The sequence below is a fragment of the Streptomyces sp. NPDC107546 genome, from assembly GCF_055639175.1.
The window spans coordinates 45678-58262 of the sequence record NZ_JBVKBA010000037.1 but is presented as its reverse complement, the minus strand read 5'-3'; the positions used below and the strand labels follow the sequence as shown (position 1 = coordinate 58262).

Below are 12585 nucleotides of genomic sequence, written 5' to 3'. Positions count from 1 at the left end.
GCCCGGTTACATTCCGAACCCGGAAGCTAAGCCTTACAGCGCCGATGGTACTGCAGGGGGGACCCTGTGGGAGAGTAGGACACCGCCGAACAATTTGTGAGAAAACCCCCGTGCTATTCAGCACGGGGGTTTTCTGCGTTTAGGGTCGAGTCATGCGCTATGACCTCGTCATGTTCGACAACGACGGCGTCCTCGTCGACAGCGAGCCCATCTCCAACCGGCTCCTGGCCGCCTACCTCACCGAGTTGGGGCACCCGACCACCTACGAGGACTCCATCCGGGACTACATGGGCTCGGCCATGCACCGTATCCATGACCTCCTCCTGGAGCGGACCGGTAAGCGGCTGCCGGACGACTTCGACGACGTCTTCCACGCACGGGTCTTCGCCGCGTTCGAGCGGGAGTTGCAGCCGGTCGCCGGCGTCGAGAACGTACTGGAGAAGCTGACGGCCGATGGAGTGCCGTTCTGTGTGGCGTCCTCCGGCAGCCATGACCGGATCAGGGTCGGGCACCGCACGACCGGGCTCGACCGGTGGTTCGACGACGGCCGCGTCTTCAGCTCGCAGGACGTGGGGCGGGGCAAGCCGGCGCCCGACCTGTTCCTGTACGCGGCCGAGCGGATGGGAGTCGCGCCGCAGAGGTGTCTGGTCGTCGAGGACAGTCCGCTCGGTGTGCAGGCCGCCGTGGCCGCCGGCATGGACGTGTTCGGGTTCACATCCATGACACCCGCCGACCGGCTCACTGGTGCCACCCAACTCTTCACGTCCATGGGCGAGTTGGCTGACCTGCTCGTATGACCCGAACCAGGGGCCGGGCACTGACATTTGTCATGGAGAGCTCCGGACGATCGTTTCTACTGGCGGATCCCTCCCGGCGGCGAGGCTAGGGGCATGACGACGCACAGGGTGTCCCAGAGCCGGAGCCAGAGCCAGAGCCAGACCCAGAGCATGAGCATGAGCATGAGCAAGAGCAAGAAGCAGAACTTCGCGCCGCTCATCATGGACGTGGCGGTGCCCGTGGGGTCGTACTACCTCTTCAAGGACGCCCTCGGTATGAGCACCTTCGCGGCGCTCGCCTGGAGCAGCGTCCCGCCCGCCGTGCGCACCGTCCTCGGCGTGGTCAAGGAGCGCAAGGTCAACGCCCTCGCCGTCCTCATCCTCGTGGTGAACGTCGTCGGGCTGCTGCTCAGCTTCGTCTCGGGTGACCCGCGGCTGATGCTCGCCAAGGACAGCGGCGTGAGCAGCACGATCGGGATCGGGATCCTCGTCTCCGTGGCGCTGGGCAAGCCGATGATGACCGCCGCGATGAAGCCCTGGCTGGTGAAGGGCGACGCGGCCAGGGAGGCGGCCTGGGCGCGGCTGCACAGTGGGTGCGCGGCCTTCCGGCGGGCCGAGCGGGTCTTCTCGGTGGTGTGGGGTGTGGTGCTCCTCGGTGAGTGTGTCGTGCGCGCCGTGGGTGCTTACACCCTGCCCGTGGACACGATGGTCTGGCTGGGCTCGGTCGTCCTCGCCGTCGCGATGGTGCTCGCGTTCTTCGTCAGCGGTGCCCTGGCCGCCGGCCCCATGGCACACATGCTGGCCGCCGAGGCGAACGCTGAGGCGAACGCCGGTGCCGCCCCTGCCGCCGCCCCCATGCCCGCCTTCGCCCAGTGACCCGCCAGTAAAGCTGAACAAAAATCATCTTCGGCTGGATCTACCCACGAGTAGACCGGGGCCCTACGCTCGCCGCCATGACAGATGTGCTGCGGCGCGGTAGGGCCTCGCTGGCGTTCAGCTTCTTCGCTCAAGGCGCCACCTTTGCCCTGCTGGTGACGCGGATTCCGGCCGTCCAGGACCGGTACGGCGTCTCCGACGCGCTGCTTCCCGTTTTCCTCGCCGCGGTGCCCGTCCTCGCCGGTGTCGGCAGCGTGACGACGGAGCAGCTGGTCAAGCGTGTACGGCCCAGCAGGCTGCTGCGCTGGTCGCAGCCCGTCGTCCTGCTCGCCCTCCTCGGTGTGGGCGCCGGCGGTCACATGGCCGAGCTGGCGATGGCACTGGCGGCGTTCGGGCTGACCGTCGGGGCGCTGGACGCCTCGATGAACATGCTCGGGGTGAGCCTGCAGCGGACGTACGGACGCAGCATCATGCTCGGCTTCCACGCCGCGTACAGCCTCGGAGGGATCGTCGGGGCCTCGCTCGCCTGGGTGGGCGCGCACTGGCATCTGGCGCTGTGGGTGTCGTATCTGCCGGTCGTCGCGGTGCTGCTGCCGGCCGCGCTCGTCGGCAGTCGGTGGTACGTCGACGGGGGCTCGGCCGCGGTCCCGGAGGCCCCGGAGGCCGGGGAGGGTGCACAGGTCCGGGAGACCGAGGCCGGGGCCATCGTCTTCCGGTTGCTGCTGCCGCTCTGCCTGGTGATGACCTTCGCCTACATCGGGGACTCCACCGTCTCCAACTGGAGCGCCAAGTACCTTCAGGACACGCTCGGCAGCTCGGAGCAGCTGGCGACCGTTCCGTACAACGTCTACATGATCACTACGCTGCTCGGGCGGTCCATCGGCGACTTCGGGGTGCGGCGGTTCGGTGCCGTGGCCGTGGTACGGCTCGGGGCGCTGGTGGCGGCGCTCGGGTTCGCCGTGGTGGCGGGTGCGCCGGGGGCGTGGGTCGGGATGCTGGGCTTCACCCTGCTGGGGCTGGGGCTGTGCGTGCTGGTGCCGCAGACGTTCGCGGCCGCCGGGCGGCTGTTCCCGGGGGCTTCGGACACGGCGATCGCGCGGCTGAACATCTTCAACTACGTGGGCTTTCTGATCGGCTCGCCCTTGGTGGGTGCGCTCGGGGACGCCTGGAACTACCGGGGCGCCATGCTCGTACCGATGGTGTTGGTCCTGGTGACACTGGTGTACGCCCGTTCGTTCAAGCCCGGACAAGACCGATACGGTGGCGGACATGAGCGGCCGCGCACAGCTGATGTGGGACGAGGCAGTAACGGGCTATGACTTCGGCCCGGACCATCCGATGGATCCGGTCCGGCTCGCGCTGACCCGGAGACTGGTCGACGCCTTCGGGCTCGACCGGGACGTCGACGTGGTCGCTGCGAAGCCCGCGGGCGAGTCGACGCTGCGGCTGGTGCACCGGGGGGACTACGTGGCGGCGGTGAAGGCCGCGTCCGCGGATCCGGAGGCGGCCGACGGGTCGTACGGGATCGGGACTCTCGACGATCCCGCGTTCGCCGGGATGCACGAGGTGTCCGCGCTGATCGCGGGGCAGTCGGTCGGGGCGGCGGAGGCGGTGTGGCGCGGGGACGCGCTGCACGCGGTGAACTTCGCGGGCGGGCTGCACCATGCGATGCCGGGAAGCGCGTCGGGGTTCTGCATCTACAACGACGCCGCGCTCGCCGTCGCCCGGCTGCTGGAGCTGGGGGCGGAGCGGGTGGCGTACGTCGACGTGGACGTGCACCACGGGGACGGGGTCCAGGCGGCGTTCTGGGACGATCCCCGGGTGCTGACGGTGTCGCTGCACGAGCATCCGCGCACGCTGTTCCCGCAGACCGGATGGCCGGAGGAGACGGGCGGGCCGAACGCGGAGGGCAGCGCGGTGAACGTGGCGCTGCCGGCGGGGACGGGCGATGCGGGGTGGGTGCGGGCCTTCCATGCCGTGGTGCCGGAGCTGATCGCGGACTTCCGGCCGCAGGTGCTGGTGACGCAGCACGGGGCCGACACCCACTTCGAGGATCCGCTCGCGCATCTCGCGGTGTCGCTGGACGCGCAGCGTGCGGTGCAGGTCGCGTGTCACGACCTGGCGCACGAGTACGCGGGCGGGCGGTGGGTCGCGCTGGGCGGGGGTGGCTATGCGGTGGTGGAGGTCGTGCCGCGGTCCTGGACGCATCTCGTCGCGATCGCGGCGGGGCGGCCGGTTGAGCCGGAGACGGTGATTCCGGAGGGGTGGCGGCAGGAAGTCTTCGCACGGACGCGGCAGTTGGCGCCGGCGCGGATGACGGATGGGCGGTGGCCGGTGGCGTTCTCTGGGTGGGAGTCCGGGTACGACCCGGCCGATCGGCTGGACCAGGCGGTGCTGGCGGCGCGGAAGGCGGCGTATCCGCTGCGCGGACTGCTGCCGTAGCCCCCGGGCGTGCTGCTGGATTTCAGGCCCTCCGGCGTTCGAGGACGAGGCCGTAGGCCGACAGTGGGGTCCGGGGGCGCAGCCCCCAGGCGGGGTGTGATTACGCCGACTGTGGGGTGTTCCCTGCATTCCGGACATGCGGCGGACGTGATTGGGACAGCATCGCTGGCGTGTTGAGCACCGGCGCACTGCGTGCGCATCTGCTGGCCGCCCGGCTGGCCGGGCCCGTGGCCACCTCGCGGGAGGAGAGCCTGCGCAGCTATCGGCTCTTCGCTGCCCGCGACCCCCGCATGCTGATCGGACTCGATCCCGAATGGACATGGAGTTCTGGGGATTTGATCGAGTTGATGGCGGACAAGTGTGGGGTTTCGGCCGATCCACGGTATGTGTCCGGCCATGATGTGATCGATCCGGAGCGCACGCTGGAGGGGCTCGAGGCGTTCGCCGAGCGCGTCGCCAGGGCCGCGCGCCACCGCGAGGCGGTGCTGCTCGGCACCGGGCACCCGCACCGGCTGCTCGGGTTCTACGCCGCGCTCGCGGACGCCCTGTCGGCGGCGGGATGTACCGTTCTCACCCCGGCGCAGGGTCGCTGTGTCGACATAACGACCCGGTTCGGCCTACGCACGTACAACCTTGATTACGTACGGGGAGTCGCCCTCGTACGAGAACCAGGATCGGGAAGAGCCGGTTGTGAGCCCGGCGCACACACGCACTCGCCGCTCCCGCTTCGCACCGCGCTGGCCGCCGCTGCGGAAGCCGGCGGCCCGCTGCCGGAACTGGTCATCGGGGACCACGGCTGGGTCTGCGCAGCAGGTCAGCTGGGGTTCGACGCGATCGGCCTGGCCGATACGGACGATCCGGCGCCCTTCGTCGGCGAGGCGGAGGGGCGGGTGTCCGTCGTCGTTCCACTTGATGACGCTGTGCGGTCTGATTACTACCGACCGCTTACTCGCTATGTACTCAATCGAGCGTGTCTGTCACAGTAGGCCGCGGATGCCATCCCCTCTTCCCCACTTGCATCATCCGCACCTACATTGGGGAGTGAGCACGCAGCGACGAAGAGTCACCGGAAGGGGAAGCCGGTGGCCGTCGAGTGCGGAAGGTGCAGGTGTGTCATGGCTGCAGCTGGCGAGAGGCCTCTGAACGAGGTTCAGTTCCTGACCGTGGCGGAAGTCGCCTCGGTGATGCGAGTGTCGAAGATGACCGTGTACCGGCTGGTGCACAGCGGTCATCTGCCGGCGATCCGGGTGGGGAGGTCCTTCCGGGTCCCGGAGCAAGCGGTTCACGAGTACCTCCGCGACAGCTACGTGGGGGTGGAGACGGTCTGACGGCGGCCCGCCGGAGGTGCTGTGCGGCCTTCGGCGGGGCCTCGATTACAACCTCGCGCTCGGGTTGGGTAGGCTAGCCCCTCGTAGGTCGTATGGGCCCATGGCGCCCAGCACCGAGTGATGAGAAGTGAGCGAGGGTAGTCGTGGGCTCTGTTATCAAGAAGCGGCGCAAGCGGATGGCCAAGAAGAAGCACCGCAAGCTGCTCAAGCGCACTCGCGTTCAGCGTCGCAACAAGAAGTAAGGCGCGGCCCCGTCCAGGGGCGCCCCTGCTTCTGTGCGTGAGCGCGCGCAACACCCCCCACCACCGGTGGGGGGTGTTTGTCGTTTTCCGGGTGGGTGCGTTTCCGGGTGCGCGTGTTCCAGTGCCTTCCGGACGTGCGTACGCCTGTGACGCGAATGGCTTGGTCTGGTCGTACGTACGGGTGTGTCGTCACTTCGTGCATCGGGCGGTCATCACAGCGCAACACCGACCCGCTAAGTTGGCCGTATACGGGGAACGCGGCAGGCTGGCGGACAGAGCTACGTCCACTACTGGACGCGACGGGAAGAGAGGCGCTGATCTTGGGCAAGGTCGTGCTCGTGACCGGAGTGGCCCGCCGGCTCGGCGGCCGGTTCGTACGACGGATCCAGCGTGACCCGGAGGTCGACCGCGTCATCGCGGTGGACGCGGTACCACCCGAGCACCATCTGGGCGGCGCGGAGTTCCTCCAGGCCGACATCCGCCAGCCCACCATCGCCCGGGTGCTCGCCGAGCACTCCGTGGACACGGTGGTCCACATGGACGTGACCGGCACCGCGCTGGGCAGCGGCAGCCGGGCCACGGTCAAGGAGACCAACGTCATCGGCACCATGCAGCTGCTGGGCGCCTGCCAGAAGTCCCCGAGCGTCAAACGGCTGGTCGTGAAGTCCAGCACGAACGTGTACGGGTCCGCGCCCCGCGATCCGGCCGTGTTCACCGAGACGACCCCGCCCAAGTCGCTGCCGAGCGGCGGCTTCGCCAAGGACGCCGTGGAGGTCGAGGGGTACGTACGGGGCTTCGCGCGGCGCCGGCCCGATGTCGCCGTCTGCGTTCTGCGGTTCGCCAACATCCTCGGACCGCACGCCGACACGCCCCTTGCGTCGTACTTCTCGCTGCCGGTGCTGCCCACCGTGTTCGGCTACGACCCGCGACTGCAGTTCGTGCACGAGGACGATGTGATCGAGGTGCTGCGCATCGGCGCGCACGAGCCGCGGCGCGGCACCCTCAACAGCGGCACGTTCAACATCGCAGGCGACGGCGTGCTGCTGCTGTCGCAGTGTGCGCGGCGCCTGGGTCGGCCCACGGTGCCGCTGCTGCTGCCCGCCGTCACCTGGGTCGGGTCCGCGATGCGCACGCTGAGCATGACGGACTTCTCGCCCGAGCAGATCCGGCTGCTCACCCACGGCAGGGTCGTGGCCACGGACCAGATGTGCGAGACGCTCGGCTACGAGCCGAAGTACACGACCGCGGAGACCTTCGCGGACTTCGCGCGCAGCCGCGGGCCCGGACTGCTGCCGCCGGAGGCCCTCGCGGGGGCCGTCGACCGGATCGCCGCACTGCCCGTCCTGGGCGGTGGCCACCCCCCGACGCCAACCGCCCACTGAGGAGCGCATCAACGATGGCGGACGCCAAGGTCATTCCGTTCGACGACGACCGGTCGCGGGGGGCTGCCGTGCAGCGGCCGTCGCGGCGCCGGAGCGCCGGGAACAGCCGGCTGAAGGGGGAGCCCGCGGTGGTCCGCGAGGTCCAGCCCCTGCACGGCGAGGCCCTCCCGCAGGATGATGTTCCCGTGACACGCGAGGAAAGGCCGCCGGCCCGCTCCCGGGAAGGGGGCCTGGAGCGGCGTATCGCCGGAGGGCTGGCCTTTCTGCGCCGACGCCTGACGGGCGACTACGAGGTCGACGACTTCGGCTACGACGAGGAACTGACCGACCAGGTCCTGATGTCGCTGCTGCGGCCGGTGTACGAGAAGTACTTCCGGGTCGAGGTGAAGGGCATCGAGAACATCCCGGACAAGGGCGGGGCGCTGATCGTCGCCAACCACTCCGGGACGCTGCCGCTGGACGGCCTGATGATGCAGGTCGCCGTGCACGACAACCACCCGGCCGGGCGCCATCTGCGGCTGCTCGCGGCCGATTTGGTGTTCGTGCTGCCGGTGGTGAACGAACTGGCCCGCAAGGCCGGCCACACCCTGGCGTGCGCGGAGGACGCCGAGCGGCTCCTCGATCGCGGTGAGGTGGTCGGGGTGATGCCGGAGGGCTTCAAGGGGATCGGGAAGCCGTTCGGCGAGCGCTACAAGCTGCAGCGGTTCGGGCGTGGCGGCTTCGTGTCCACGGCGCTGCGGGCCGGGGCGCCGATCATTCCGTGCTCGATCGTCGGCGCCGAGGAGATCTACCCGATGATCGGCAACGCGAAGACGCTGGCCCGGCTGCTGGGGTTCCCGTACTTCCCGATCACCCCGACGTTTCCCTGGCTGGGGCCGTTGGGGGCGATTCCGCTGCCGACGAAGTGGACGATTCAGTTCGGGGAGCCGATCGCGACGGACGGGTATCCGCCGGAGGCCGCGGAGGATCCGATGCTGATGTTCAACCTGACGGATCAGGTGCGGGAGCAGATTCAGCACACGTTGTACAAGCTGTTGGTGCAGCGGCGGTCGGTGTTCTTCTGAGCGGTTCGGGGTCTGCGGGTACGACGATGGGGGCGCCCCTTGGTGGAAGGGGCGCCCCCAAGCGGTTTCCCGGTGGCCTACCTGTTCTCCTCGCCTTCGATGCCCAAGCCCGGTAGCAGGCCCGGAAGCAGCGGCGGGAGCGTGACGTTCGGTCCCGAGGACGGGGTCTTGCTCGTCGACGGGGAACTGCTCGTGCTGTCCTTCGGGGGGTCCAGGAGACCGCCCGTGTTGCCGCCGAGCAGGCCGTCGCCGGTGCTGCTGGAGCTGGACGGCTGGGGGTTGCCGCTGCTGCTGTGGGTGCCCGGGGCGGAGCCTCCGGTGGTGCTGGGGGCCGGGGCGCCGGAGCCGGCGGAGCCGGTGGACCCCGGGGCGGAGCTGCGGTGCCGGCCGGGGCCGCCCTGTGACGGGGGCTGCGGCAGCAGCGACTGCAGCGGTGCGACATCCCGGTCTATGGCGTCGAAGACCGACGAGACCTCCTGACTGACGTCCCCGAGCTGGGCGGGCAGCCGCTCGCGCAGGGCGCCCCAGGCCTCGCGGTGCGACTGGGAGAAGGCGGAGAGGGTCTGGATGGGTGCGAGTGAGCCGTCCCGTTCGTACGCCTCGTGCAGCAGGCGGTGGCCTTCGGCCGCGTCGTGCCGCATGCCGGACAGGGTGCGGCGGACCTCGGTGAGGGACTCGTGGTCGAGGTCGCCGCTGCGGCCGCGCTCCATCAGCCGGCGGGCCTCGCTCAGCCGGGTCGACGCCTGGTCGAGGTAGAGCTGCCCGCGGTCGTTGTCCCCGTCGGCCATGTCGAGTTTGACGTCCTCGATGCCGCGTTTGAGGCCGTAGAGGGAGTCACCGGGCAGGGCGTCGGAACTCGCAGCGGCCACTCCGCCGAAGGAGGCCGCGGCCACGCCGACGCCGAGTCCGCCCGCGGCGAGACCCTTGGTGAGCCGTGTCCGCGGTCGCAACTTCCCCAGCGTGGTTGCACGATGGGCGCCCCGCCCGTGTCGTTGCTCCGGCACCGAAGGGCCCGCCGCCTCGCCTGCCGGGGCCGCGCCCTCCCGGAACATGGCCTCCATCGCGGCCACCAGCCGCGCGCGCTGGACGACCTTGACCTCCGGGTCGAGCGTCGGCCTGGGCAGTTCGCCGAGACGGCTCGCGAGACCCAACAGACGGGTCTCATCGGTCCGTTCCGCCGCAGCCGGGGCCGGTCCTTCTGGCTGCTCGGCCGCCGCGCCCCGGTCGTCGGACTGCTCCTCCAGGGCCTGGGCGAAGGCGTTGGCCCGCCGGTGCGCCGATACGTTCGCGATCACTGGCGGCACCTCCTCTCGTCATGACGGTCGACTCCCCAGGGGGTCCTGAGGGTTGCACGCGCTGACCGCATCCACACGATCGAGTGATCAAAGAGAGTCAGGGTGTGACCACAGGGAGCCTGTGTCCCGCACAACGAGCGGCTCGGCACTTGGGTTACGGACGGCGGATGATCGGATCGCAAACACAACGGGCTTGTACGGACGGTGAGTTGGCGGTTGCGCTGGGTGTTCGCCCGGTGGGTGGACGAGGACGGTCCGGGGGTCTCAGCGGGCGTCTTCGGGGAGGAGTCGGGCCAGGGTGCGGACGGCCCGGTACTGGAGGGTCTTGATCGCGCCCTCGTTCTTGCCCATCACGCGGGCGGTCTCGGCGACGGACAGACCCTGGAGGAAGCGGAGTGTGACGCACTCCTGCTGCTGGGGATTGAGTCGCCGCACGGCTTCGAGGAGGGCGGCGTTGGAGAGCGACTCCAGCACGGAGTCCTCCGGGGAGCGCTCGACCTCGTTGGCGTCGAGCATCTCGCCGGTCGTCACCTCCAGCCGGAAGCGGCTGGACTTGAAGTGGTCGGCGACGAGGTTGCGGGCGATGGTGACGAGCCAGGCGCCGAAGTCGCGGCCCTGCCAGGTGAAGGTGCCGATCCGGCGCAGGGCGCGCAGAAAGGTCTCGCTGGTGAGGTCCTCGGCGGTGGCCCTGCCTCCGACACGGTAGTAGATGTAGCGGTAGACGGTGTCGCTGTACTGGTCGTACAGGCGCCCGAAGGCGTCGGCCTCGCCGGCCTGGGCGCGCTCCACGAGGTCCATCATGCGGGCGCTGTCGCTGTCCGCGGCCGGGCGGCGTGCGGTGGCGGCGGACGCGCCCGAGCGGCCGCGCCTGCCGACCGCGGCGCTTCCGTCGGCCAGTGCGTAGCACGGGCCGACGGGGGCGGCGGTGGCGAAGGCGGGGGTGGCGTACGCGGTGGGGACGAAGCCGCGCAACAGCTCGTGGACCGTTGCGCGGAGCGTAGCCAGGCCCGAGGCGTCAACCCCGACGTGTGGGTACACGGGACTCCCAGAGGCAGAGCTTCCATCACGTGCAGTACCGGACCGTTCACCCATCGTAGCGATGGAGGGGTACCGGTTTGCGTCTGAGGAGAATAACGCTTAGTACAGGCAGCGCTACACCCAGTTGCTCAAATCATCGATTACGTCGCTTCTGTAACCGATTGATGCCTGCTCAAGTGCCGTATAGTGACCGTTTGTTGATCGGTTGAGTTCGGCTTCCGTCTGGCTGCAGGGCGTGTTGTGGCCGGGTGTGCGACGCGGGGAGTGCTTGGTCCCAGGCCCGGGTAGAACACGCGGAATGGGCAGGACGCCTCAGGCCGCCCGGTGCCTGGCGGGCGAGTGTTTCGAGTCACCCGGCGAACGACGCGGACCGGCGCGTGGTGCCGCAATGTTCACGGCTCATCAATCGAGTCGACATCGATACGGCCACCCTGTGACGGCGACTGTGCGTTGACTGTGTGCCTCCGCTCATCTGAAGGGTGATCGCACATGGCCAAAAAGAGACGTAGCGTCATTGCCGTAGGGGTGGCTGCCGGCGTGATCGGCGCCGGTTTCGCCCTGTCCTCCGGTGTCGCCGACGCCGACGACGGCCCCGGGAGCTGGTCCTCGGTTCCGGCCGTCACCGACGTCCGGGGCGTGACCGCGCCGAACACCCTGTCCCCGGGGCTCACCGAGCACCCGGCGGCCCAGGGCTCGCTGAAGCTGGAGAACCCGACCGCCGGGGTGCCGTACTACGGTTACCTCGGCGACGGCACGCTGCTGCCGGACCCCGCCGTCAAGCAGGCCCCGGGCGTGAAGATCGAGGCGAGCAAGACCGAGCCCGACAAGAACACCTACCTGAGGCTGAACGGCTTGCACGGCGCCGACCCGTCCTACCCGTACGGCACGCACTTCCTCTTCCAGGGGCACGAGGGCGGCGAGGCCGGGTACATCACCCGCATCAACCTGGACGCCGACCAGCAGCACCGGGTGACGCTGCTGGCCACCAAGGAGACCGACGGCACGGACATCCCCGCCATCGACGGCTCCACCTGGGACCCGTGGGCCAAGCGGCTGCTGTTCACCTCCGAGGAGGGCGCCGAGGGAGCCGTGCTCCAGGCGACCCCGGACATCGACTCGAAGGTCCAGGACATCTCCTACGTCACGGGGCGTGCCGGCTACGAGGGTGTCCAGAACGACTCCGCGGGCAACCTGTGGCTGGTGGAGGACGCAGGCGGCACGACGGTCACCGGCAAGGCGAAGGTCCCGGGCAGCTTCGTCTACCGGCTGATCCCGTACGACAAGCACGATCTCACCAAGGGCGGCAAGCTGCAGGCGCTCCAGGTGACCTCGCGTCGCAGCGGCTCGCCGATCGCCTACCAGAACGTCGACGCCGCGCACCCGAACGGCGCCGCGTTCAGCGACGACGTGAAGGACCTGACGAACTACGGTCCGGCCCTGCGCACCCGCTGGGTGACCGTCCACGACACGAAGACCGACACCAGCGGCAAGCCGTTCGACGCCAACGCCCTGGCGAAGGCGGCCAAGGCCACTCCCTTCAAGCGTCCGGAGAACGGGCAGTTCCGCCCGGGGGCGGACTTCCGCGAGTTCTACTTCGACGCCACGGGCGACACGAACACCACCAGTGCGGCCAACGACGGATACGGCGGCTGGGGCAACGTCTACAAGCTCACGCAGAGCGACCCGAGGTCCGACGAGGGCACGCTCAGCGTCTTCTACAGCGGTGACAAGGCGCACACCGGGCTCGACAACGTCACCTTCCTAGACCGGACCCACGTCGCGTTCGTCGAGGACGCGAGCGACACGGTGCACACACAGCGCGGCGCCTTCGACTCCGGTTACGTCTTCGACACGACCACCGACTACTCCCGCGGCGCCCAGCCGGTGCGCTTCCTCGCCGAGGGCCGCGACCCGTCGGCGACCCTGGACAACATGCTGTCCTCGGTGAACGGCGGCATCCAGAACGACGGTGACAACGAGATCACCGGCATCCACGTGTCCGACGGCGACCCGGGCACGGACGGCATCCTCGGCGCGAAGACGCCGAGGCTGTTCCGTGACGGCTGGCGCCTGTTCTGGACGCAGCAGCACGGCGACAACACGACGTGGGAGATCACCCCGTCCGACGACTAGGCCGCGCCC

At 69.5% G+C, this 12585-nt stretch carries 12 protein-coding genes and 1 rRNA gene; 11 read left to right on the top strand and 2 right to left on the bottom strand.

Annotated features, from left to right (window positions below):
• From rrf to ACZ7L1_RS33700, 10 genes are all read left to right on the top strand, one after another.
• A 5S ribosomal RNA gene (gene rrf / locus ACZ7L1_RS33745) occupies window positions 1-91 on the top strand; the annotation flags it as partial.
• A 61-nt stretch (window positions 92-152) separates the two neighbouring features.
• A complete protein-coding gene (locus ACZ7L1_RS33740) occupies window positions 153-797 on the top strand; it encodes an HAD family hydrolase (RefSeq protein ID WP_471442729.1) in 645 nt (214 codons plus the stop codon).
• A gap of 162 nt (window positions 798-959) precedes the next feature.
• Entirely contained in the window at window positions 960-1652 is a 693-nt protein-coding gene (locus tag ACZ7L1_RS33735; RefSeq protein WP_471442727.1) for a VC0807 family protein, read from the top strand.
• Window positions 1653-1729: 77 nt separating this feature from the next.
• Window positions 1730-2971 (top strand): MFS transporter, encoded by a 1242-nt coding sequence (locus ACZ7L1_RS33730; RefSeq protein WP_471442725.1) that lies wholly within the window; start codon window positions 1730-1732, stop codon window positions 2969-2971.
• Window positions 2922-4094, top strand: a complete 1173-nt coding sequence (locus tag ACZ7L1_RS33725) for an acetoin utilization protein AcuC (protein ID WP_471442723.1) — start codon at window positions 2922-2924, stop codon at window positions 4092-4094. The genes ACZ7L1_RS33730 and ACZ7L1_RS33725 overlap by 50 nt, the downstream gene beginning before the upstream one ends.
• Window positions 4095-4264: 170 nt before the next feature.
• Window positions 4265-5080, top strand: a complete 816-nt coding sequence (locus tag ACZ7L1_RS33720; RefSeq protein WP_471442721.1) for a phosphatase — start codon at window positions 4265-4267, stop codon at window positions 5078-5080.
• 129 nt (window positions 5081-5209) lie between these two features.
• Entirely contained in the window at window positions 5210-5422 is a 213-nt protein-coding gene (locus ACZ7L1_RS33715; RefSeq protein WP_158712621.1) for a helix-turn-helix domain-containing protein, read from the top strand.
• 143 nt (window positions 5423-5565) lie between these two features.
• Window positions 5566-5664, top strand: a complete 99-nt coding sequence (locus ACZ7L1_RS33710; RefSeq protein ID WP_003948845.1) for a 30S ribosomal protein bS22 — start codon at window positions 5566-5568, stop codon at window positions 5662-5664.
• Window positions 5665-5984: 320 nt separating this feature from the next.
• Window positions 5985-7046, top strand: coding sequence for an NAD-dependent epimerase/dehydratase family protein (locus ACZ7L1_RS33705; protein WP_471442719.1), 1062 nt, complete (start codon window positions 5985-5987; stop codon window positions 7044-7046).
• Between the two features lie 14 nt (window positions 7047-7060).
• Entirely contained in the window at window positions 7061-8110 is a 1050-nt protein-coding gene (locus ACZ7L1_RS33700; RefSeq protein WP_471442717.1) for a lysophospholipid acyltransferase family protein, read from the top strand.
• Window positions 8111-8187: 77 nt separating this feature from the next.
• Here ACZ7L1_RS33700 and ACZ7L1_RS33695 read toward each other — a convergent pair whose 3' ends face one another.
• The gene (locus ACZ7L1_RS33695) at window positions 8188-9405 is read right to left on the bottom strand and encodes a DUF5667 domain-containing protein (RefSeq protein ID WP_471442715.1); all 1218 of its coding nucleotides are present in this window, start codon (window positions 9403-9405) and stop codon (window positions 8188-8190) included.
• A gap of 264 nt (window positions 9406-9669) precedes the next feature.
• Window positions 9670-10443 (bottom strand): ECF subfamily RNA polymerase sigma factor, BldN family, encoded by a 774-nt coding sequence (locus ACZ7L1_RS33690; RefSeq protein WP_471442714.1) that lies wholly within the window; start codon window positions 10441-10443, stop codon window positions 9670-9672.
• 489 nt (window positions 10444-10932) lie between these two features.
• Here ACZ7L1_RS33690 and ACZ7L1_RS33685 point away from each other — a divergent pair, with 489 nt between their 5' ends.
• Window positions 10933-12576, top strand: coding sequence for a hypothetical protein (locus ACZ7L1_RS33685; RefSeq protein WP_471442712.1), 1644 nt, complete (start codon window positions 10933-10935; stop codon window positions 12574-12576).
• Window positions 12577-12585: the final 9 nt, after the last annotated feature.

Excerpts from the sequence above, each read along its gene's own strand:
- ACZ7L1_RS33730 (WP_471442725.1), top strand. The coding sequence starts at position 1,730 with ATGACAGATGTGCTGCGGCGCGGTAGGGCCTCGCTGGCGTTCAGCTTC.
- ACZ7L1_RS33715 (WP_158712621.1), top strand. The coding sequence starts at position 5,210 with ATGGCTGCAGCTGGCGAGAGGCCTCTGAACGAGGTTCAGTTCCTGACC.
- ACZ7L1_RS33740 (WP_471442729.1), top strand. The coding sequence starts at position 153 with ATGCGCTATGACCTCGTCATGTTCGACAACGACGGCGTCCTCGTCGAC.
- ACZ7L1_RS33725 (WP_471442723.1), top strand. The coding sequence starts at position 2,922 with ATGAGCGGCCGCGCACAGCTGATGTGGGACGAGGCAGTAACGGGCTAT.
- ACZ7L1_RS33685 (WP_471442712.1), top strand. The coding sequence starts at position 10,933 with ATGGCCAAAAAGAGACGTAGCGTCATTGCCGTAGGGGTGGCTGCCGGC.
- ACZ7L1_RS33735 (WP_471442727.1), top strand. The coding sequence starts at position 960 with ATGAGCAAGAGCAAGAAGCAGAACTTCGCGCCGCTCATCATGGACGTG.
- ACZ7L1_RS33700 (WP_471442717.1), top strand. The coding sequence starts at position 7,061 with ATGGCGGACGCCAAGGTCATTCCGTTCGACGACGACCGGTCGCGGGGG.